At 62.6% G+C, this 18,030-nt stretch carries 17 protein-coding genes and 4 pseudogenes; 12 read left to right on the top strand and 9 right to left on the bottom strand.

The annotated features are described in order from the left end of the window. The first annotated feature begins 337 nt into the window (after positions 1-337). The 3 pseudogenes from QNJ43_RS21550 (at position 338) to QNJ43_RS21540 (ending at position 4,738) form a co-directional block, all read left to right on the top strand. Positions 338-1,463: pseudogene (locus QNJ43_RS21550) on the top strand (acyl-CoA dehydrogenase family protein). A gap of 36 nt (positions 1,464-1,499) precedes the next feature. Then, positions 1,500-2,590, top strand: a pseudogene (locus QNJ43_RS21545) (acetyl-CoA C-acyltransferase). Positions 2,591-2,609: 19 nt separating this feature from the next. Next, positions 2,610-4,738 (top strand): annotated as a pseudogene (locus tag QNJ43_RS21540) (3-hydroxyacyl-CoA dehydrogenase NAD-binding domain-containing protein). Between the two features lie 176 nt (positions 4,739-4,914). Here QNJ43_RS21540 and QNJ43_RS21535 read toward each other — a convergent pair. Then, the gene (locus tag QNJ43_RS21535) at positions 4,915-5,247 is read right to left on the bottom strand and encodes a hypothetical protein (protein WP_300472952.1); all 333 of its coding nucleotides are present in this window, start codon (positions 5,245-5,247) and stop codon (positions 4,915-4,917) included. 590 nt (positions 5,248-5,837) lie between these two features. Between QNJ43_RS21535 and QNJ43_RS21530 the strand changes: the two genes are divergently transcribed. The 4 genes from QNJ43_RS21530 to QNJ43_RS27610 all read left to right on the top strand — a co-directional run bounded on the left by QNJ43_RS21530 (position 5,838) and on the right by QNJ43_RS27610 (position 7,621). Further along, on the top strand, positions 5,838-5,999 hold the full coding sequence (locus QNJ43_RS21530; RefSeq protein ID WP_300472950.1) for a DUF6460 domain-containing protein: 162 nt from the start codon (positions 5,838-5,840) through the stop codon (positions 5,997-5,999). Positions 6,000-6,417: 418 nt separating this feature from the next. After that, on the top strand, positions 6,418-7,008 hold the full coding sequence (locus tag QNJ43_RS27620; protein WP_346433092.1) for an MATE family efflux transporter: 591 nt from the start codon (positions 6,418-6,420) through the stop codon (positions 7,006-7,008). Next, positions 7,005-7,154 carry a hypothetical protein gene (locus QNJ43_RS27615; protein WP_346433091.1) on the top strand — a complete coding sequence of 50 codons (150 nt, stop codon included), beginning with the start codon at positions 7,005-7,007 and terminating at the stop codon, positions 7,152-7,154. The genes QNJ43_RS27620 and QNJ43_RS27615 overlap by 4 nt, the downstream gene beginning before the upstream one ends. Next, entirely contained in the window at positions 7,139-7,621 is a 483-nt protein-coding gene (locus QNJ43_RS27610) for an MATE family efflux transporter (protein ID WP_346433090.1), read from the top strand. The genes QNJ43_RS27615 and QNJ43_RS27610 overlap by 16 nt, the downstream gene beginning before the upstream one ends. Here the strand turns inward: QNJ43_RS27610 and QNJ43_RS21520 are convergent. Both QNJ43_RS21520 and QNJ43_RS21515 read right to left on the bottom strand, forming a co-directional pair. Continuing rightward, positions 7,554-8,654, bottom strand: coding sequence for a quinone-dependent dihydroorotate dehydrogenase (locus tag QNJ43_RS21520; RefSeq protein ID WP_300472948.1), 1,101 nt, complete (start codon positions 8,652-8,654; stop codon positions 7,554-7,556). The genes QNJ43_RS27610 and QNJ43_RS21520 overlap by 68 nt on opposite strands. Next, positions 8,651-8,977 (bottom strand): DUF952 domain-containing protein, encoded by a 327-nt coding sequence (locus tag QNJ43_RS21515; protein ID WP_300472974.1) that lies wholly within the window; start codon positions 8,975-8,977, stop codon positions 8,651-8,653. Before QNJ43_RS21515 ends, QNJ43_RS21520 begins: the two co-directional genes overlap by 4 nt. Positions 8,978-9,333: 356 nt before the next feature. Here QNJ43_RS21515 and QNJ43_RS21510 point away from each other — a divergent pair, with 356 nt between their 5' ends. Continuing rightward, positions 9,334-9,972: a helix-turn-helix transcriptional regulator gene (locus QNJ43_RS21510; protein ID WP_300472946.1), complete on the top strand. Its 639-nt coding sequence runs from the start codon at positions 9,334-9,336 to the stop codon at positions 9,970-9,972. A 35-nt stretch (positions 9,973-10,007) separates the two neighbouring features. Here the strand turns inward: QNJ43_RS21510 and QNJ43_RS21505 are convergent, their stop codons facing one another. The 3 genes from QNJ43_RS21505 to QNJ43_RS21495 form a co-directional block, all read right to left on the bottom strand. Beyond that, positions 10,008-11,198, bottom strand: coding sequence for a HAMP domain-containing methyl-accepting chemotaxis protein (locus QNJ43_RS21505; RefSeq protein ID WP_300472944.1), 1,191 nt, complete (start codon positions 11,196-11,198; stop codon positions 10,008-10,010). Further along, complete coding sequence (locus QNJ43_RS21500; protein ID WP_300472942.1) at positions 11,195-11,689, bottom strand: Tar ligand binding domain-containing protein; 495 nt, start codon at positions 11,687-11,689, stop codon at positions 11,195-11,197. The genes QNJ43_RS21505 and QNJ43_RS21500 overlap by 4 nt, the downstream gene beginning before the upstream one ends. Positions 11,690-12,395: 706 nt before the next feature. Then, positions 12,396-14,051 (bottom strand): lysine--tRNA ligase, encoded by a 1,656-nt coding sequence (locus tag QNJ43_RS21495; RefSeq protein ID WP_300472940.1) that lies wholly within the window; start codon positions 14,049-14,051, stop codon positions 12,396-12,398. 239 nt (positions 14,052-14,290) lie between these two features. Here QNJ43_RS21495 and QNJ43_RS21490 point away from each other — a divergent pair, with 239 nt between their 5' ends. The 4 genes and pseudogenes from QNJ43_RS21490 to QNJ43_RS21475 all read left to right on the top strand — a co-directional run bounded on the left by QNJ43_RS21490 (position 14,291) and on the right by QNJ43_RS21475 (position 16,385). Then, on the top strand, positions 14,291-14,770 hold the full coding sequence (locus tag QNJ43_RS21490; RefSeq protein ID WP_300472938.1) for a hypothetical protein: 480 nt from the start codon (positions 14,291-14,293) through the stop codon (positions 14,768-14,770). Continuing rightward, positions 14,767-15,179: pseudogene (locus QNJ43_RS21485) on the top strand (tellurite resistance TerB family protein). Before QNJ43_RS21490 ends, QNJ43_RS21485 begins: the two are co-directional and overlap by 4 nt. A 314-nt stretch (positions 15,180-15,493) precedes the next feature. Further along, complete coding sequence (locus QNJ43_RS21480; protein WP_300472937.1) at positions 15,494-16,090, top strand: LysR family transcriptional regulator; 597 nt, start codon at positions 15,494-15,496, stop codon at positions 16,088-16,090. Between the two features lie 76 nt (positions 16,091-16,166). After that, a complete protein-coding gene (locus tag QNJ43_RS21475) occupies positions 16,167-16,385 on the top strand; it encodes a hypothetical protein (RefSeq protein ID WP_300472935.1) in 219 nt (72 codons plus the stop codon). 117 nt (positions 16,386-16,502) lie between these two features. Here QNJ43_RS21475 and QNJ43_RS21470 read toward each other — a convergent pair whose 3' ends face one another. The 3 genes from QNJ43_RS21470 to QNJ43_RS21460 are packed head-to-tail and all read right to left on the bottom strand — an operon-like array spanning position 16,503 to position 17,761. After that, positions 16,503-17,072 carry a potassium transporter TrkG gene (locus QNJ43_RS21470; protein ID WP_300472933.1) on the bottom strand — a complete coding sequence of 190 codons (570 nt, stop codon included), beginning with the start codon at positions 17,070-17,072 and terminating at the stop codon, positions 16,503-16,505. Continuing rightward, positions 17,065-17,520, bottom strand: a complete 456-nt coding sequence (locus tag QNJ43_RS21465) for a potassium transporter TrkG (RefSeq protein WP_300472931.1) — start codon at positions 17,518-17,520, stop codon at positions 17,065-17,067. Before QNJ43_RS21465 ends, QNJ43_RS21470 begins: the two co-directional genes overlap by 8 nt. Then, positions 17,468-17,761: a potassium transporter TrkG gene (locus tag QNJ43_RS21460; protein WP_300472929.1), complete on the bottom strand. Its 294-nt coding sequence runs from the start codon at positions 17,759-17,761 to the stop codon at positions 17,468-17,470. The genes QNJ43_RS21465 and QNJ43_RS21460 overlap by 53 nt, the downstream gene beginning before the upstream one ends. Positions 17,762-18,030 lie beyond the last annotated feature (269 nt).

Here is an 18,030-nt window from a genome sequence, read left to right as displayed (position 1 = left end):
ACGTCGGGCTTTCAGAGATACGGAAAGCCCGACACTCCTCACCTCATGGAAGAAATGATTGGATACGAGGCGACGGGAGCGCGTTTGCCCGCGGCTGTCATCCCCGCGAAGGCGGGGATCCAGTAACCCACAGGGCCTGGCTCAAAGGCACAACGTTGGCTCACGGAGTGCTGGATCCCCGCCTTCGCGGGGATGACAGCGGTGCAAGGGGCGATCGGTGGGAAAGAACAAGACCGACGAACCGGCGGGAAGGTCGGTTCCGAGTGGAGACTGCGTAACATATCGGTTGGGAGGACAATGCCATATGAGCGCTATAGAGGTACCGCGGCCGGAGTGGATGGATGAGGACCTCATCCTGCTGGAGGCGGTCACACGCCGGTTTCTAGAACAGGAAATCGCGCCCGATTACGAGGATTTCGTCGCCAATGGCTGCGTGAGCCGCGAGGCCTGGGAGAAGACCGGCGCAGCCGGACTGCTGTGCGCGGGGATCGACGAGGCCTATGGCGGCGCCGGCGGGACGTTCGCCCATGACGCGGTGATCGCGCATGTGATGGGGGAGATCGGGCTCAACCATTTCGGCGTGGCGCTGCATTCCACCATCGTCGCCCCCTATATCGCCCATTACGGCTCCGAGGATCAGAAGAAGTGCTGGCTGCCGAAGTTCGTTTCGGGCGAATATATCGGCGCCATTGCGATGACCGAGCCCGCCGCGGGCTCGGTCATCGCAATGGCGTGCGCACCACCGCGGTGAAGGACGGCAATCACTAAGTTCTGAACGGTCAGAAGACCTTCATCACCAACGGCCAGCTCGCCAACCTGATCATTGCCGTGACCAAGACCGACCCGTCCATGGGCCCGAAGGGTACCTCACTTTTCGTCGTGGAGACGGACCAGGTCGAGGGTTTCCGGCGCGGGCGCAACCTCGACAAGATCGGGCTGAAGGGCAACGACACATCGGAGCTTTATTTCGACGATGTGCGCGTGCCCGCCGACAGCCTGCTCGGCCCGGAAGAGGGCCGCGGCTTCTATCAGCTGATGGAGCAGTTGCCGCAGGAACGCCTGCTGGTCGCCGTGCAGGCCATGGCGATGGTGGAGCGCGCGCTCCCCATCACCATCGAATACCTCAAGGAGCGCAAGGCCTTCGGCAAGCGCATCCTCGATTTCCAGAACACCCAGTTCAGGCTCACGGAACTGAAGAGCGAGGCCACCATCGGCCGGGTGTTCACGGACCATTGCATCGCCCGGCACCTGAAGGGCGAACTCGATACCACCACGCCTCCATGGCGAGGTGCTGGACGACCGATCTGCAGTGCAAGGTCGTCGACGAGTGCCTCCAGTTGCACTGGGGCTACGGCTACATGAGCGAATACCCTATTGCCCGCGTGTATCAGGATGCCCGCATCCAACGCATCTACGCGGGCACCAACGAGATCATGAAGGTTCTGATCGCCCGCAGCCTCTGAGGCTTTTGAGACCAATCCATAAAACGGGAGCGATCCATGCCCGAAGCTTACATTTACGATCATGTCCACACCCCGCGCGGACGCGGCAAGAAGGACGGTGCGCTGCACGAGGTGCCCACCGTCCGGCTCGCGGCCTCGACGCTGCAAGCGATCGAGGAACGCAACAAGCTCGACACCAAGCTCATCGATGACGTGATCCTGGGCTGCGTCGATCCGATCGGCGAGGCGGGCGGCGACATCGCGCGCGCCGCCGTCTTCACCGCCGATTACGACAATTCCGTGCCCGGCATGCAGATCAACCGCTCCTGCGCCTCCGGCCTCGATGCCGTGAACATGGGCGCCGGCCAGGCGATGACCGGCCAGCACGATCTGGTCGTCTCCGGCGGCGTGGAGAGCATGAGCCGCATCGGGCTCGGCGCGTCGGGCGGAGCCTGGGCGGTCGATCCGCAGGTGGCGCTGCCCTCCTAGTTTCATGCCGCAGGGCGTGTCCGCCGATCTGATCGCCTCCAAGTACGGCTTTTCGCGCGACGACGTGGACGCCTATGCGGTGAAAGCCAGAAGCGGGCGGCCCATGCCTGGGAGAAGGGCTACTTCAAGAACTCCGTCGTTCCGGTGAAGGATATCAACGGCATCACGCTGCTCGACCGTGACGAGCACATGCGCCCCGACACAGACATGCAGTCGCTCGCCTCGCTCAACGCCTTGTTCGAGCTGATGGGATCCATGGGCGGGTTCGATGCGGTGGCCGTGCAGGCCCATCCGGAGGTCGAGACCGTCACCCACATCCACCATGTGGACAATTCGTCGGGCATCGTCGACGGAGCATCCACCGTTCTGATCGGCAACCGCAAGGGCGGCAAGGCGGCGGGGCTGAAGCCGCGCGCCCGCATCAAGGCGTTCGCCTCCATCGTGCTGCGCTACCGCCAGGCGCTGGATCTCGATGAGGAGATCGTCAACGTCAACGGCGGCGCGATCGCCATGGGGCATCCGCTGAGCCGCTACCGGCGCGATGATCCTTCCTGGGCACGGTGCTGGACGAGCTGGAGCGGCGCGATCTCTCGACCGCGCTCATCACCCTGTGCATCGGGGCCGGCATGGGCACCGCCACGATCATCGAGCGCGTCTGAGACGAGGGAGGCAGAACCAATGACCTACAAAAACTTCACGCTTGAGACGGATGTCGACGGCATCGCTCTGCTCATCTGGGACATGCCGGGCAAGTCGATGAACGTCTTCGACATGGAGGTGATGGACGAACTGGAAGCGGCGCTCAACGCGGTCGTTGCCGACGAGGCAATCAAGGGCGTCGTCGTCACCTCCGGCAAGGAGGCGAGCTTCTCCGGCGGCGCCGATCTGACCATGCTGGAGGGACTGCTGCGCCAGTTCCACGCCGTGCGGGGCAAGGATCCAGAAGCGGCCGTCAAGGAGCTGTTCGAGAAGTCGCGGCGCATGTCGCTGCTCTACCGGGCGATCGAGACATGCGGCAAGCCGTGGGTGGCTGCCATCAACGGCGTGTGCATGGGCGGGGCGACCAAGTTGGCGCTGACCTATCATGCCCGCGTGGCCTCCGATGCCGATGCGGTGAAGATCGCGCTGCCAGAGGTGAAGGTCGGGCTCTTTCCCGGCGCCGGCGGCACGCAGTGCGTGATGCGCATGGTCGATGCGCAGGCCGGGCTCCAGTTCCTGCTGCAGGGCCGCACGCTCAACGCCAAGAAAGCGCTCGGCATGGGGCTCGTCGACGAGGTCGCGCCGAAGAAGAAACTCATCGAGGCGGCGAAGAAGAAGCTCAAGGCGGGCGTCGATCCGTTCAAGCCGTGGGACAAGAAGGGCTTCAAGCTGCCCTTGGGCCCGATCTACTCCGCGCAAGGGTTCCAGTTCTGGCCTACCGCCAACGCCATCTATCGGCGCGAGACGGCCAACAACTATCCCAGCGCGCGCGGCATCCTGCAATCCGTCTACGAGGGTCTGCAACTGCCGATGGATCAGGCGCTGACGGTGGAAAGCCGCTACTTCGCCCATGTGCTGCAGACGCCGGAAGCGGCCGCGATGATCCGCTCGCTGTTCGTCTCCATGCAGGAGCTGAACAAGGGCGCGCGTCGCCCGGCCGATCAGCGGCCCAGCAAGATCAAGACGGTCGGCATTCTGGGTGCGGGCTTCATGGGCGCAGGGATCGCCTATGTCACCGCCAAGGCGGGTATCGACGTAATCCTGCTCGATCGCGACATGGCTGCGGCGGAAAAGGGCAAGGCCCATTCCGACGAACTGATGTCGAAGGCGGTCAAGCGCGGCAAGGCGACGGCAGAAGACAAGGAAAAGCTTCTCGCCCGCATCACGCCGACGGCCGACTATGCCGATCTTGAGCCCTGCGATCTCGTGATCGAAGCGGTGTTCGAGGATTGCGACATCAAGAAGACGGTGACGGAGGCGACCGAGGCGATGATAAAGCCGCGTGCGGTCTATGCGTCGAACACCTCCACCCTGCCGATCTCCTCGTTGGCGGAAGCCTCCAAACGGCCAAAGAACTTCATCGGCATCCACTTCTTCTCGCCCGTCGACAAAATGATGCTGGTGGAAGTGATCATGGGCAAGAAGACCGGCGACAAGGCGCTCGCCATGGCGCTCGACTACATCCGCGCCATCAAGAAGACGCCGATCGTGGTCAATGATAGCCGCGTCTTCTACACCTCGCGGGTCGTGATGACCTATATCCGCGAAGGCCTGATGATGCTGGACGACGGGGTTCCGGCCGCGATGATCGAGAATGTCGGCCGCATGAACGGCATGCCGGTCGGGCCGCTGTCGCTGGCCGACGAAGTGGCGCTCGATCTCGCCTGGAAGATCGTCGCCACCACCCGCAAGGACATGGGCGACAAGTACGTGGCCGGACCGCTCGACAACATCCTGGAAGAGATGGTGATCAAGCGCGAACGCTTCGGGCGCAAGAACGCCAAGGGCTTCTACGATTATCCGGCAGGCAGCAAGAAGCGGATACCTTCGACGTGGAAGAACTGAAGCAGCGGCTTCTGGTCATGCAGGCGCTGGAGACGGCGCGCTGTTTTGAGGAGAAGGTGCTGACCGACATGCGCGAGGCGGATGTCGGCTCCATCCTCGGCTTCGGCTTTGCGCCCTATACCGGCAGCACGCTTTCCTACATCGACGGCATGGGCGCGGAGGCCTTCGTGGAGCTTTGCAAGAAGTTTACGAAGAAATGGGGCCCCCGCTTCAAGCCCAACAAGCTGCTGCGCGAGATGGCCAAGAACGGCGAGGTCTTCTAGGGCCGCTTCGCACCCGAGCAGGCCGCGGAAAAGGAAGCCGCCTGAGCGGTTTCAACGTGATCGACCGGCCGGGGCGACCCGGCCGGTTTGAGCCGAGATCCGAGACGGGCAGGTTTTGCTCGTGACTGACGTCGCCTCCCGGCGACCGTCATCCCCGCACAGTCCGATCATACGCCTCAGTAACGCGATGGCAGACGCGGGCCGATCAGGACGGTGACCAGAACCAGCGCCAGATTGGCGACCAGCCAGCAGGCGACCGCCGTGGCGATCGCTCCAAGTCCGATCCAGACGGAAACAAGGGTAACCGCAAGACAAGCCCCCATCGCGACCACCACGAAGGCCAGCATGGTCAGGCCCCGGCGGTGCAGGATATCGACCAGATCCTTGGGCTCGCCGCGGTCGAGGAAATCCGCGGTTTTCACGCGCGAAGACGCCTTCGTATGCCAACCGTCGAGCCCGGCGCGGGCCGGGTCCGGGGTCAACGGGCTGTCTTCCACACGCTCGTCCACGAGAAATCCTCCTGCGACTGCATAACGGTAATACACAGAAATTTCATCACAGATATTACTTATATTTGTACGAACACGTGTATCTCCTCCTACACACTCAATTTAATATATCAATTATTACTTTCTGGATTTCCAAAATTACTAATAATAAATTGGGGATATCTGGTCGGATCTAGATATATGCCCCTCAACAAAGGCGTTCAATTGCCTCGACAAGCCAACAGTTCAGCGAGAATTAAGGAAATAGACGGCATTTTAATGAATTCGCGAATTGCAAGGCCGTGCAAAACGGACAACCCCGGAGCATCGAGAAAACACCAGTGCCCGTTCCGATCGTCGGCGGTCTTGCGTAAACCGCAGGAGAAACCCAATTATTCGTCTTAGGCGCGTGGCATTAGCCGTGCGCGAGGCTCCGCCTTCCGGCCGGACAACGCAGCGAAGACGTCTCAACCCGCGAACGGAAACCCCGATCATGCGCTCAGATTCGCTCCACAGATTCTTCGGCGGCTCACCCGGCCACGTCATCGTGCGCCTTGTCGTTATCTCCTTCGTGGTGGGAATCTATCCTGTCCGCGATCGACCTGGATCTGATGGGCCTGCTCTACTGGATCGAGGACGTCGTCATGGGCATCTGGAGCATGGGGTTCGATGCGGTGCGGCGGCTTGGCTCCTATTTCCTGCTGGGCGCGGTCATCGTGGTGACGCTGTGGCTGATCGAGCGGCTTTTGAAGATCGGCCGCGGCGAGCCCTGAGGCTCGCCCGAAGATCGACTGGGAGATCGACCCGAAAATCGGTCTCGACACCGTCTCTCTCCTGCGCGCTGACGGTGCGTATTGCACGAAATACGAATTCTGTTCTCGTTTTTCCCCAATGAGAGGTTATGATCGCAGGACGCTGGGTCCGGCAACCTCGAGGGGCTAGCTTGCCCTGAAACGGAAATTTCAATGAACGTTGCCACACGCCCCTTCACCGTGACCAATCGCACGCTCCTTGCCCTGGCGATCCCGATGACGCTCGCCTATCTGTCGACACCGATCCTTGGCGTGGTGGATACGGCGGTGATCGAGCAACTCGGCTCGGCCTCGCTGGTTGGCGGGATCGCGGTCGGCAGCATCATTTTCGATCTCATCCTCACCACATTCAATTTCCTGTGGTTTCCTGCGGTCCGGCATGACCGGCATGACCGCTCAGGCCGTAGGTTCGGGTGTCGGCAAGGAAGTTCGTGCGGTGCTGTTGCGCGCGCTGATCGTCTCCGCCGTCGCCGGCATCGGGCTGGTAGTGCTGCAATGGCCGATCCGCGAACTCGGCGTGACGCTACTTGGCGGCAGCGCGGAGGTGCAGGCGGCGACCCGGACCTATTTCGACTGGCGGATCTATTGCTCGCCGTTCACGCTCATCAACTACGCCATCCTGGGCTGGCTTCTGGGGCTCGGCCGGGCGGGAACAGGGCTTTTGGTCCAGACCGTTCTGAACGTCGTGAACATCGTGCTCTCGATCCTGTGCGTGATGGGATTCGGCTGGGGCATAGCGGGGGTGACATTCGTCACATTCCTGGCGCAAGTGGTCACGGCGATGGTGGGCAGAATGGTCGTCTGGCGCAGCTTTGCCAACACGACCATGCCGTCCCTGCAGCGGATCTTCAGCCGCGGGCGCATTGCGCGGATGTTCGGCCTCAACCAGGACATCATGATCCGCTCCTTCACGTGTTCTTCGTGTTCTTCGCCTTCTTCACCTCGCACGGCGCGGCACAGGGCGACATGACGCTGGCGGCCAATTCGATCCTGCAGAAGTTCTTTATGGTCGGCGGCTATTTTCTCGACGGTTTTGCCAGCGCGGCGGAGCAACTTGTCGGTCGCTCGGAGCGCGCTACAGACCGGCCTTCGACCGGGCGGTGCAGCTCACGCTGATCTGGGTCGTCGTGCTCGCGGGAGCGGCCGCACTCATCTTCTGGCTCGGCGGGTCGTGGCTGATCGACTTCATGACCACCAACGTTCCAGTGCGCGAGATGGCCGAGAACTACCTGATATGGGTGGCGCTGACCCCGTTGTTCGGGGTTCTGGCCTTCCAGATGGACGGCATCTTCGTCGGCGCGACGTGGTCGCGCGACATGCGCAACATGATGCTGATTTCCATCGCGCTCTATCTTACCGCCTACGAGATCCTGTTCCCGTTGCTCGGCAATCACGGGCTGTGGCTGGCGCTGGAGATCTTCCTGGGTGCACGCGGCTTTTCTCACTGTGGTGTATCAGCCGCATACGCGCGCAGGAAACCTTCGGTACGGCCTGATCCGACGGACAAGAGGCGCCTCAGGCGCCCTCCTCCACCGCCGCCCAGACATCCAGCTCGCAGCCCACGGCTTCCCGGAGAGAGTTGAACCCCTGCTGGGTCAGCTTTTCGGCCAGATGATCGAGAATGCGGCCGATCAGCTCCGGACCCTCGTAGATGAAGCCGGTGTAGAGCTGGATGAGATCCGCGCCGGCTGCAATCTTCGCCCAGGCGGTATCGCCGCTGTCGATGCCGCCCACGCCGATGAGCGGCAGGTCGGGACCGACAAGGCGCCGGGTTTTCGCCAGCATGCGGGTGGATTTCAGCAGAAGCGGACGTCCCGACAGGCCGCCCGCCTCGCGCGCCACCGCCGGATCGCTGACGCCCTCGCGCGCGAGCGTGGTGTTGGAGACAATCAGACCGTCGACCTTACGCTCCACAATTTCCGCGCAGATGCCCTCAAGCCCGGCCTCGTCCACGTCGGGCGCGATCTTGACGAGAACCGGCACCCGGCGGCCAACCCGTTCGGTGGCCTCATCGCGGGCGGCCAGCGTCTTTTCCAGAAGCCCGGAGAGCGCGTCGCGCGTCTGCAGATCTCGCAGACCCGGCGTGTTGGGCGAGGAGATGTTGACGGTGAAATAGGAGGCCAGATCCGCAAAGGCCTCGACGCCCGCCACATAATCGGCAACGCGGTCGGTCGACGTCTTGTTGGCGCCGATATTGATGCCGACGAGCCCGCCGCGCGCGCGGCGACGCTCCAGCCGACGATGCATTTCCGCGTGGCCTTCATTTTTGAAGCCCATGCGGTTAATCATGGCGTGATCTTCGGCGAGGCGGAAAATGCGCGGCGAAGGGTTGCCGGGCTGGGGACGCGGGGTGACCGTGCCCACCTCCACGAAGCCGAAGCCTTGTGCCAGAAGCGCGTCGGGCACTTCGCCGTTCTTGTCGAAACCAGCCGCCAGCCCCACTGGATTGGGGAAGTCGAGGCCGAAGAGGTTTTGCGACAGGCGCGGATCGACACGATGCCGGCAGGCGGGGACCAGCCCGATCGACAGCGCCTTGATGGTGATGTGGTGCGCGGTCTCGGGTGCGAGCTGCAACATGGCAACGCGCCCGAAGCGGGTGACGAAAGACCCGATCATGGTTCAAACTCCGGAAAGACATGTGCCCCGTCCGGGCCGAGCGGCAGCGGCTTTGCCCAGACGGCAAGGGCGGGGTCGAGTGGCGCGTAGAGGTGGGGAAACAATGCCCCACCGCGCGAAACCTCCCATTTGAGCGCATCTCCCAGCGGCGCATCCGGCACGGTGATCAGAACCAGATCCGATTGGCCGGCAAAATGCTTGGCCGCCGTTTCCGCAGCCTGATCGGCGGTGGAGAAATGGATGAAACCGTCCTTCACGTCGACCGGCGCGCCCGTGAAGACGCCGGCGGTCACGGCCGTCTCCCAATCGCACCGAGGGAGGATTTGTAGATCGTGCTCACGCGCTGCTCCGTCCTTGCGGGCGGGAAGGGAATCATCCGCCGCTTCCCGACCTTCCTAGCGCAGTTTCCGCCCGGCAGAAATGACACCGCCCCGTCGCCGGGCAAATCGGCCACGGTGGGCTCGACGCCTTCCGATGCGTTCGTTCAAGCGTTGTTGACGTTAGGGAATGTTTCGCGCGACCGATCGCACGATCGGCCGGACACCAGGCTCGATGCCGCGCTCCCGCCACACCGATGCGGTATGGAATACGGGTCGAATAAGGAATATATACCGAAACGGGATTGAATAGAGGTATAAATTCCTGCACATTCACCCTTCAAACACTCGGAGGCCGATCGATGCTTTCCCATGATCGGGTCTGGGCGACCATTGACGCGTTAGCGAAGATCAACGGCATGTCGCCTTCGGGGCTCGCCCGGCGCGCCGGTCTGGATCCAACCACATTCAACCGTTCCAAGCGGATTGCGGGCGACGGCCGCCCGCGCTGGCCGTCCACGGAATCCATTTCCAAGGTGCTGGAAGCCACCGGCACAGAAATCGGCGATTTCGTCATGCTCGTGACCTCGCCCGTGACCGAGACCCGTTTCGGGGACGGGACCATCGCCAAGCCGCTCCTGCAAAGCCCCGTCAATGCTCAGGGCTTCGGTGAGGACGGCCCGCCGGAGAGCGGACGATGTGATGACGCCCCCTTCCCCAGCTGCGACGAAAACGGGGTCTTTGCGCTGGAGGTTTCGGGCAATTCGCTGCTGCCGCATTACCCCGACGGCGACACGATCATCGTTTCGCCCAAGAGCCCGATCCGGCGCGGCGACCGAGTGGTGGTGCGCATGCAAGGCGGCGAAATCGCCCCCTGGGTGCTGCACAGACGCACCGCAACCACGGTGGAACTGACCCCCATCGGCGCCGACCGCACGAAGCAGACCGTGCCGGTCGAAGAGATCGAATGGATCTCGCGGATCACGTGGGCCAGTCAGTAAGGGGGCCAGTCAGTAGAGGCCCGCAAAGCATCTGATCAGGCGGCCTGAATTTCCCGGATGAAGTCCGAAACCTGGGCGTTCAGGCGTTCGTTCTTTTCCGCGACCGAGTGCGCGGTGGAGAGAACTTGAGAGGTCGCGGCGCTGTTTGTTTCCGCCGCCTCGTTCAACGAGACGATATTGCGCGAGACCTCGCCCGTGCCCTTGGCGGCTTCGCCGACATTGCGGGCGATTTCCTCCGTCGTGCTGGCCTGCTCCTCGGCGGCCGAGGCAACGGTTGCGGAGATTTCGCTCAGGTTGCCGATGACCTTGGAGATCTTCACGATCATCGGAACCGTCGACTGGACGTCGTCCTGCATCTTGCTGATCTGGGTGGTGATGTCTTCCATCGCCTTCGATGTCTGATTGGCGAGTTCCTTCACCTCCGCGGCCACGACCGCAAAGCCCTTGCCCGCCACCCCGGCGCGGACGGCCTCGATGGTGGCGTTCAACGCCAGGAGGTTCGTCTGTTCGGCGATGGTGCTGATCAGGCTGATAACCTCGCCGATCGTTTCCGCCCCCGTCTTCAGGGAGGACACCCGCCCGGATGCGGAGGAGACCTGCGTGCGCGCATCTTCTGCGAGTTCCGAGGTTTTCAGGATCTGGGCGCTCACCTCCTTGATGGAGGCCGTTATTCCCTTCGCCGCAGAGGCCACCGTTTCCACGTTCGAGGAAGCCTGCGTGGAGGCTGCGGCAACGCTGGAACTCTGCGTGGCCGTTTCCTCCGCCGTCGCCACCAGAGATTGGGCGGTTGCCTCCAGTTCGGTTGAGGCGGAACTGAGAACGCTCAGGGATTCATCGACATCGCCGCGAAACCGCGCGGTCAATGTCCCGATCCGCTCCGCGCGTGCCGCCTTGGCGCGCATGTCGGCCTCCTGCTCGGCCAACATCTTCTGACGCTCGGCGGCATTTTCCTTGAAGATCAGCATCGCCTTGGCGATGTCGCCGACCTCGTCCTCGCGTTCCGCATACTCGATCGAGAAATCGAATCCCCCGGCAGCCAGACGTTTGAGCCCGGACACCAGTCTCGTCACCGGCGCCACGATAAACCGGCGCGAGACGAGGAGCGCCAGGGCGACACCGACGACCACACCGGCTACCGCCAGCACGACGACGACGGTCGCGGCGAACACGGAGGTTTCGGCAGCAGCCCCGGACGCCTGCTCGCCCTTGGTGTCGTTGTAGCTCACGAAGGCGGCAAGGGTAGCGCGCACAGTTGACTGGCGAACGGACGGTTCTCCTCCCCACGCCCCACCAGTCGGTTGCGCATCTCCTCCGTTGCCGCCGCCTCTGCAGATTGCGCCAAGGACACGGTTTCATCAACCTTCTCGGCATAGATGTCGAAGGCGCCCTTGGCATCGTCCAGCAATTTGCGCTGTTGCGCGCCCACACCGTCCAGGGCCCGCTCGTAGCGATCCCGGAACGAGGCCTCGCTCTCCGCAACGACGGCGCGGATTTCGTCGAGAACATGCGCCTCCGCGGCGAGACGATATTCCGCGCGGTTCAGCTCCACCGCATCCTGGTTCATGCGGGCCCCGAGCCGGACCTGATTGGCGGTCTCGTCAACCGATACCACGGCACCGCCGACCTGGTTCAAAAACACGAAGCCGATCACGCTGTTTGCGACTAAAAAAATGCTGATAAATGCGACGATCACGAGAAGCTTCTTGGATATCGACATATTGGCTGGTGACATGGATAATGACCCTATGAATTGATAATGACCCTATGAATTCGATCGCCGCAGAGTGGCATTCGCGAACTGAGTCAGCCCCCGAATTTGGCCTTCCAGCCCTCCGATATTGCAACGATGCATCGTCATATTAAATGTCATGCAGACACGTTAAACGTGAGTTTACTTCCACATACGCAATAGACACAATGTATATTACGCAATATCTCTAGATATATATTATATATTTAATTCTTACGCTCGACTGTAGGCATGACAGCACGTCCGGAGGGGTTACGCCCAGCCGGAAAAGGCGGAAGCACGTATAAACTTGGAAGCAGCCTCCGGCAGGAGAACGCGGGGGCTGAAGCCGATGTCAAAACCCGTCCGGCAAACGCATGTGGTCGACCACATGGGCGCCCCAGCCTTCCATGCCGGAGGCAGACGGGTGGAAGCCGTCGGCGCAGAAGGCCGTCGTCCAGATGGTCGAGGCCGACGCCGGCGGCGGACGAGTCCCCCACCACCAGCAGCTTCAGGTCCGCGCCGTCTCCTTCGATCCGGCCGGTTTCATCATCGGGGGCGGGCAGAAGGCGATCGACGCGCAGGCGCACGCCGGTCCCTTGCCAGGCGTAAACGGGGAAAGCGAGCCAGCTTGCCAGTGCGGCGAGCCGGACGGCAGCACTCCCCTCCCCCATTCATCTCCTCCCGCTTGCGATCAGCCCAGTTCACCCTTCAGACATTTGGCAATAAGAGCGCGTGTCTCGTCAATGCCATAGAGGGCAATGAAGGACCCGAAGCGGGGACCGCATTCCTGGCCCAGCAAAAGCTGATAGAGCGCGGAGAACCAGGCGATCGACACACCGGGGCCGCCATCCGGGCCCTTCTTGTTCGGATCCTGATAGCGCTCAATCGCACGACCGATATTGAGGATCGTGTCCTGAAGGATCGCGGCATCCGCATCGGCGGGAAGTGCCGCGAGGCTTGCGTCAAGATCGGCAAGCGCCTGCCGCTCCACCTCGTCCGGCGTCTTGAAGGACTTGGTCGGCTTGACGAAATCCTCGAAGTAGCGGAGCGCGTAGCCGACCGGCCGGTCCAGCTCGGGATTGCTCTCGGCCGTCTCACCCGGCGCATAGCGCGAGATGAAGGCCCACAGCACGTCCTTGTTCACCGCGTTGAAGGCGGAGACCAGGTTGAGCAGCATGGCGAAGGGCACCGGCAGATTGATCTGCGGCACGTTGCCGGAATGGATGTGCCAGACCGGGTTGCCGAGCTTCTGCATCACCGGCATCTCGGGGTACTTCTGGACGAAGGTGTAATACTCGTCCACCGCCTTCGGGATGACGTCGAAATGCAGCTTCTTGGCGCTGCGCGGCTTCTGGAACATGTAGAGCGCGAGGCTCTCCGTCGGCGCGTAGGTCAGCCATTCATCGATGGTCAGGCCGTTGCCCTTGGACTTGGAGATCTTCTCGCCCTTGTCGTCCAGAAACAGCTCGTAGACGAAATGCTCCGGCGGCGTGCCGCCCATGACCTGACAGATCCGGTCATAGAGGCCCATGTTGGGACCGTGGTCCTTGCCGAACATCTCGAAATCGACGCCGAGCGCCGCCCAGCGGGCGCCGAAATCGGGCTTCCACTGCAGCTTGACCTTGCCGCCGGTCACTTCCAGCGTGACGTCCTTGCCATCCTCGTCGGTGAAGGTGACGGTGCCCGCCTTGGCATCGACCGCCTTCATCGGCACGTAGAGCACGCGGCCGCTCTTGGGCGAGATCGGCAGGAAGGGCGAATAGGTCGCCTGACGTTCCTCGCCGAGCGTCGGCAGCATCACCTTCATGATGTCGTCGTAGCGCTCGACTGCCCGAAGCAGGATCTCGTCGTAGCAGCCGGAGGTGTAATACTCGGTGGCGCTGGCGAATTTGTACTCAAAACCGAAGGTATCGAGGAAGCGGCGCAGCATGGCGTTGTTATGCGCGCCGAAACTGTCGAAATCGCCGCCGAACGGGTTCGGCACCGAGGTCAACGGCATGTGCAGATAGGGCTGAAGCGCGGCCTTGTCCGGCACGTTGTCGGGGATCTTGCGCATCCCGTCCATGTCGTCGGAAAAGCACAGGAGCCGGGTCGGGATCTTGTCCTCGGTCAGCAGACGGAAGGCGGTGCGCACCATGGTCGTGCGCGCAACTTCGCCGAAGGTGCCGATATGCGGCAGGCCGGAGGGACCGTAGCCCGTCTCGAACAGGACCGGCGCATCCCCTCCCCGTTTCTCGATCCGTTTGACCAGTTTGCGCGCTTCTTCGAACGGCCAGGCTTTGGAAGCCTGGGCCGCCTCGACGAATTCAGGCGACAGGTCAAGCGAGGGCAGGAATTGCTCGGTCATTTTCCGGTTTGTTCCATTGAGGTCATGATGAAGCGCGCTGTTGGCAGCGCGCCGGGACACTAGTGTGGATTGACGCAATACGAAATCAAAAAAAGCGGTAACGATGGGGAATCCGCTTCGGAACGGGGCGATGCCCGATTTCCATGCGCATGACAAGCGGTTCTGACTAACGTAGCGCCCCGGATCGATGCGATAGGCCCGGTCGCGCGCACTGCGTTTGCCCCAGGAGACACAGCGTCTTGAAACTCCGTCGTGTCCTCTTCGCGCTGCTGCTTGCTCCGGTGGTGGTGCTCTTTCTCCTCTTCGTCGGGATGATCGTGGCACCGATGTTCACGGCGGCGCTTTTCTTGCTGATGATCCCGCCGACGCCCGAGTTCGAGATGACCCACCGGTACGAGGCGCCGGACAAGCGGCATGCGGTCGTGCCGCTGCGCCAGACCAACACGCCCTTCATCACGCCCGGCCATGGCAGCGACGCGCCCGGTCATCTCTGCCTGATCGATACGCAGCACCGCATCCTGGCGGAAGCGCCGGTGGATATGATATTTCTGGTCGAGGAGGTGGACTGGCAGGAGGGAGAGATCCGGATCAGGGACATCGTGACCTGGGATGTGGAGGCACTTCAGGCCGCGACGGAAGCCCGCTTGCGGATGCCGGGTCGAACGCCTAACGTCACACCCAATGACAACTCGCTTTGCAGGACCCAGCTCCAGCCATGACCAATACGGTGTCTCCCGAAAAAGCCCTGATCTACACGATGGTCACGATCTCGGCCACCGACAGCACGATGACCGATTCAGAATTGCTGAAGATCGGAGAGATCGTTCAGACCCTGCCGGTGTTCCGAGAATTCGACGGCGACAACCTGGTGCAGGTGGCGGAGGAATGCGGTCGCCTGCTGGAAGCCGATGACGGGCTCGACACCATTCTCGACGTCATCGCGGCCTCCCTGCCCACAAAACTCTACCAGAAGGCCTATGCGCTGGCGGTGGAAGTGGTGCGGCCGATCTGGTGGTGGAGCAGGAGGAACTGTGGTTTCTGGCGCTGCTGCGCGACAAGCTGAACCTCGACAAGCTCACGGTTGCCGCCATCGAGCTGAGCGCAAGGGTGCGCCGCCGGGTGGTGTGAGGCGGCGGGTCTACGCTTGCCGGAAGGACGGGCGATTCTTGCCAGAAGAACTTGCGGCATTCGCGGGCGCGCTCGGCCTCGCTGATACCCACGACCCTCAGGCGATGGGCATCGAGCCCGGCCAATTCCCTGCGCCGGGCCGATCTTTCGAACCAGCGGTTCACAAGTCCGACCATCGCGTTTGCGGAAACCGGCGGGCGCGGGCGGGACGTTCTTGCGTATATGTTCAAATCGTTCATCATGAGCTGAACTAAAGCATTGAAATCCCGCCGCTCTAATCGAGCTTTTCGAAAGCCCCGGTTCCAAAAACGCAAATGGCGAGACATCTCCCTCCCCTCAATGCCTTGCGCGCCTTCGAGGCGGCCGGGCGGCTCGGCGGCATCACGGTTGCGGCGGAAGAACTTTGTGTCACGCCGAGTGCCGTAAGCCGGCAGGTGCGCCATCTGGAAGACGTTGTCGGCACGCCACTTTTCGAGGGCCCGAAGACCGCTCTCAGGCTGACGGAGGCGGGCCGCACGCTGTTGCCCTCCCTGACCGTCGCCTTCGATCAGATGGATGCAGCCATCTCGCTGATTGCGGATGACGAGGACGGGCCGTTCGATCTCTCCTGCCTCGGCACCTTCAAGATCCGCTGGCTCATTCCGCGTCTGCACCGCTTCCAGCGCGAATACCCCGAGATAGAAGTCCGGCTCAGCGCCTCGGGTCGACCGGTGGACTTCAAGCACGACGGTTTCGATCTCGCGATACGCACCGGGGAAGACGACTGGCCTGCCGACGCCGAGGTGACGACGCTTCTGGAGGAATGGGTCGGCCCGGTTTGCGCGCCGACGCTCGTCGGGAAACTGACCGGAAACGGCAACGGCCCGTGGGATGCACAGCTGCTGCACACCCAGACGCGGCCGGATGCATAGGCGGACTGGAGCGGCATTGCCGTGCCCGGGACGGGCGGGCGCTCCTACGAGCATTTCTATTTTCTGCTGGAGGTCGGTGGTTTCCGAGCTTGGCGCCTCGGTCGCGCCCTGGCCGCTGGTGGCCGACGACATCCGCGCTGGCAGGCTCGTCGCACCCTGGGGGTTCGTGAAGAGCGACAAGCGGTATGTCTGCCTGAAGCGGCAGCGGCGCAATCGAAAGGCGGCAAGGTTTCTCGCCTGGCTCCGGGAGGAAGCGGAGACGTTCGAACGGGAATGTCCCGCGCCTCGGGGATGAGTGGTGGGAGAAACGAGGGGCACGGCGTTATCGCCCATCCTTCGAGACGCCCGCTTGTGCGGGCGTCTCGAAGGATGGGCCCCACGCTCCACACTCCCCCGCCCCGGGAATTCCTCGTCACACTCGCCAGAAGCGCAGAATAAACAGAACCATCGCCGTCAGCAGTTCCAGGCGCCCCAGCAGCATGCCGAAGGACAGGATACATTTCGCCGGATCGTTGAGCGGCTGAAACGTACCCGCGGGGCCGATGATCTCGTCAAGGCCCGACCCGATATTGGAAATGGCGGTGGCGGCCCCCGACAGGGCGGTCAGATCGTCGAGCCCGGTCATGTTCAGCGCGATGGCAAGGCCTGCAAAGCTGCAGGTATAGAGAAAGAAGAAGCTCTGCACCGCGACGACGACGCCGTCGCCGATCGGGCGACCGTTGAAGCACGGCACGAAGATGCCGTTCGGATAGACCGACCGGTTGAAATGCTGGCCGAGGCTCGCCCACAGCACCTGGAAGCGGAAGACCTTGATGCCGCAGGACGTTGAGCCCGTGCAGCCACCGATGAACATGATGATGAAGAACAGTCCGGCGGAAAATGGCCCCCAGGAATTGTAATCCGCGTTGGCGTAACCCGTCCCCATCATCACCGAGACGACGTTGAAGGCCGCGTAGCGCAAGCCCTCCAGTCCGTCATGCACGCCCGTGTGGTGCTGGAACAGCCAGATGATCAGCGTGAAGACGGCCAGCAGCAGAAAGAAAAGGTGCGCACCTGGGTATCGCGCAGGAGCGCGCGCGGTTCGCCTTGCAGCGTCTTGACGTAGAGCAGGAAGGGCAGCGAACCGATGCACATGAAGACGACCACGACCCAGTCGATCGCCGCACTGTCGAAATGGCCATGGAGGCATCCTTCGAGGAGAAACCGCCGGTCGCGACCGTCGTCATGGCGTGCATGATGGCATCGTCGAGCTCCATGCCCGCCACGTGGTAGAGGATCGCGCAGATCGCCGTCAGCCCGATGAAGATCAGCGTCATGATGCCGGAGATCTGGGTCGCGCGCGGCAGGATCTTTTCCGGCGCATCAAAAGCTTCGGCCTTAAAGAGCTGCATGCCGCCGACCTTGAGCATCGGCAGCACCGAGAGCGCCATGACGATGATGCCGAGCCCGCCCCCCCAGCCATTGCAGGATCGCGCGCCAGAACACGACGCCCGGCGGCGCGGTGTCGAGCTCGACGACCACGGTCGCGCCCGTGGTGGTGAGGCCCGACATAGCCTCGAAGAAGGCATCCGTATAGGTGAACACGCTGCCCGACCATAGAAGCGGCAACGCGCAGAAGGCGGCCAGAACGATCCAGACCAGACAGGTTGACGAAGGCCTGACGCAGGCCAAGCTGGCCCGGAGAACCGCGTGCCGACATCCACAGGGCGACGCCGACCATCATCGTGAGCAGGGCAGAGGCGGTGAACACCTGCCAGTCTTCGTTGGCGGCGGCGAGATCGACCATCGCGGGCACCATCATGACCGCCCCCAGGGTGGCCAGAAGCGCCCCCGTGACAAGCAGGATGGACCTTAGATCAAGCACGGATGAAGCCTCGGGCGATCATTGGGTGCACCGGGGCCCGGCACGGGATAGGCGCCGGGAATGCACTGGCGAATGT

Source organism: Breoghania sp. (assembly GCF_030066895.1).
GTDB lineage: Bacteria > Pseudomonadota > Alphaproteobacteria > Rhizobiales > Stappiaceae > Breoghania.
This window is presented reverse-complemented; position numbering and strand designations above follow the sequence as displayed.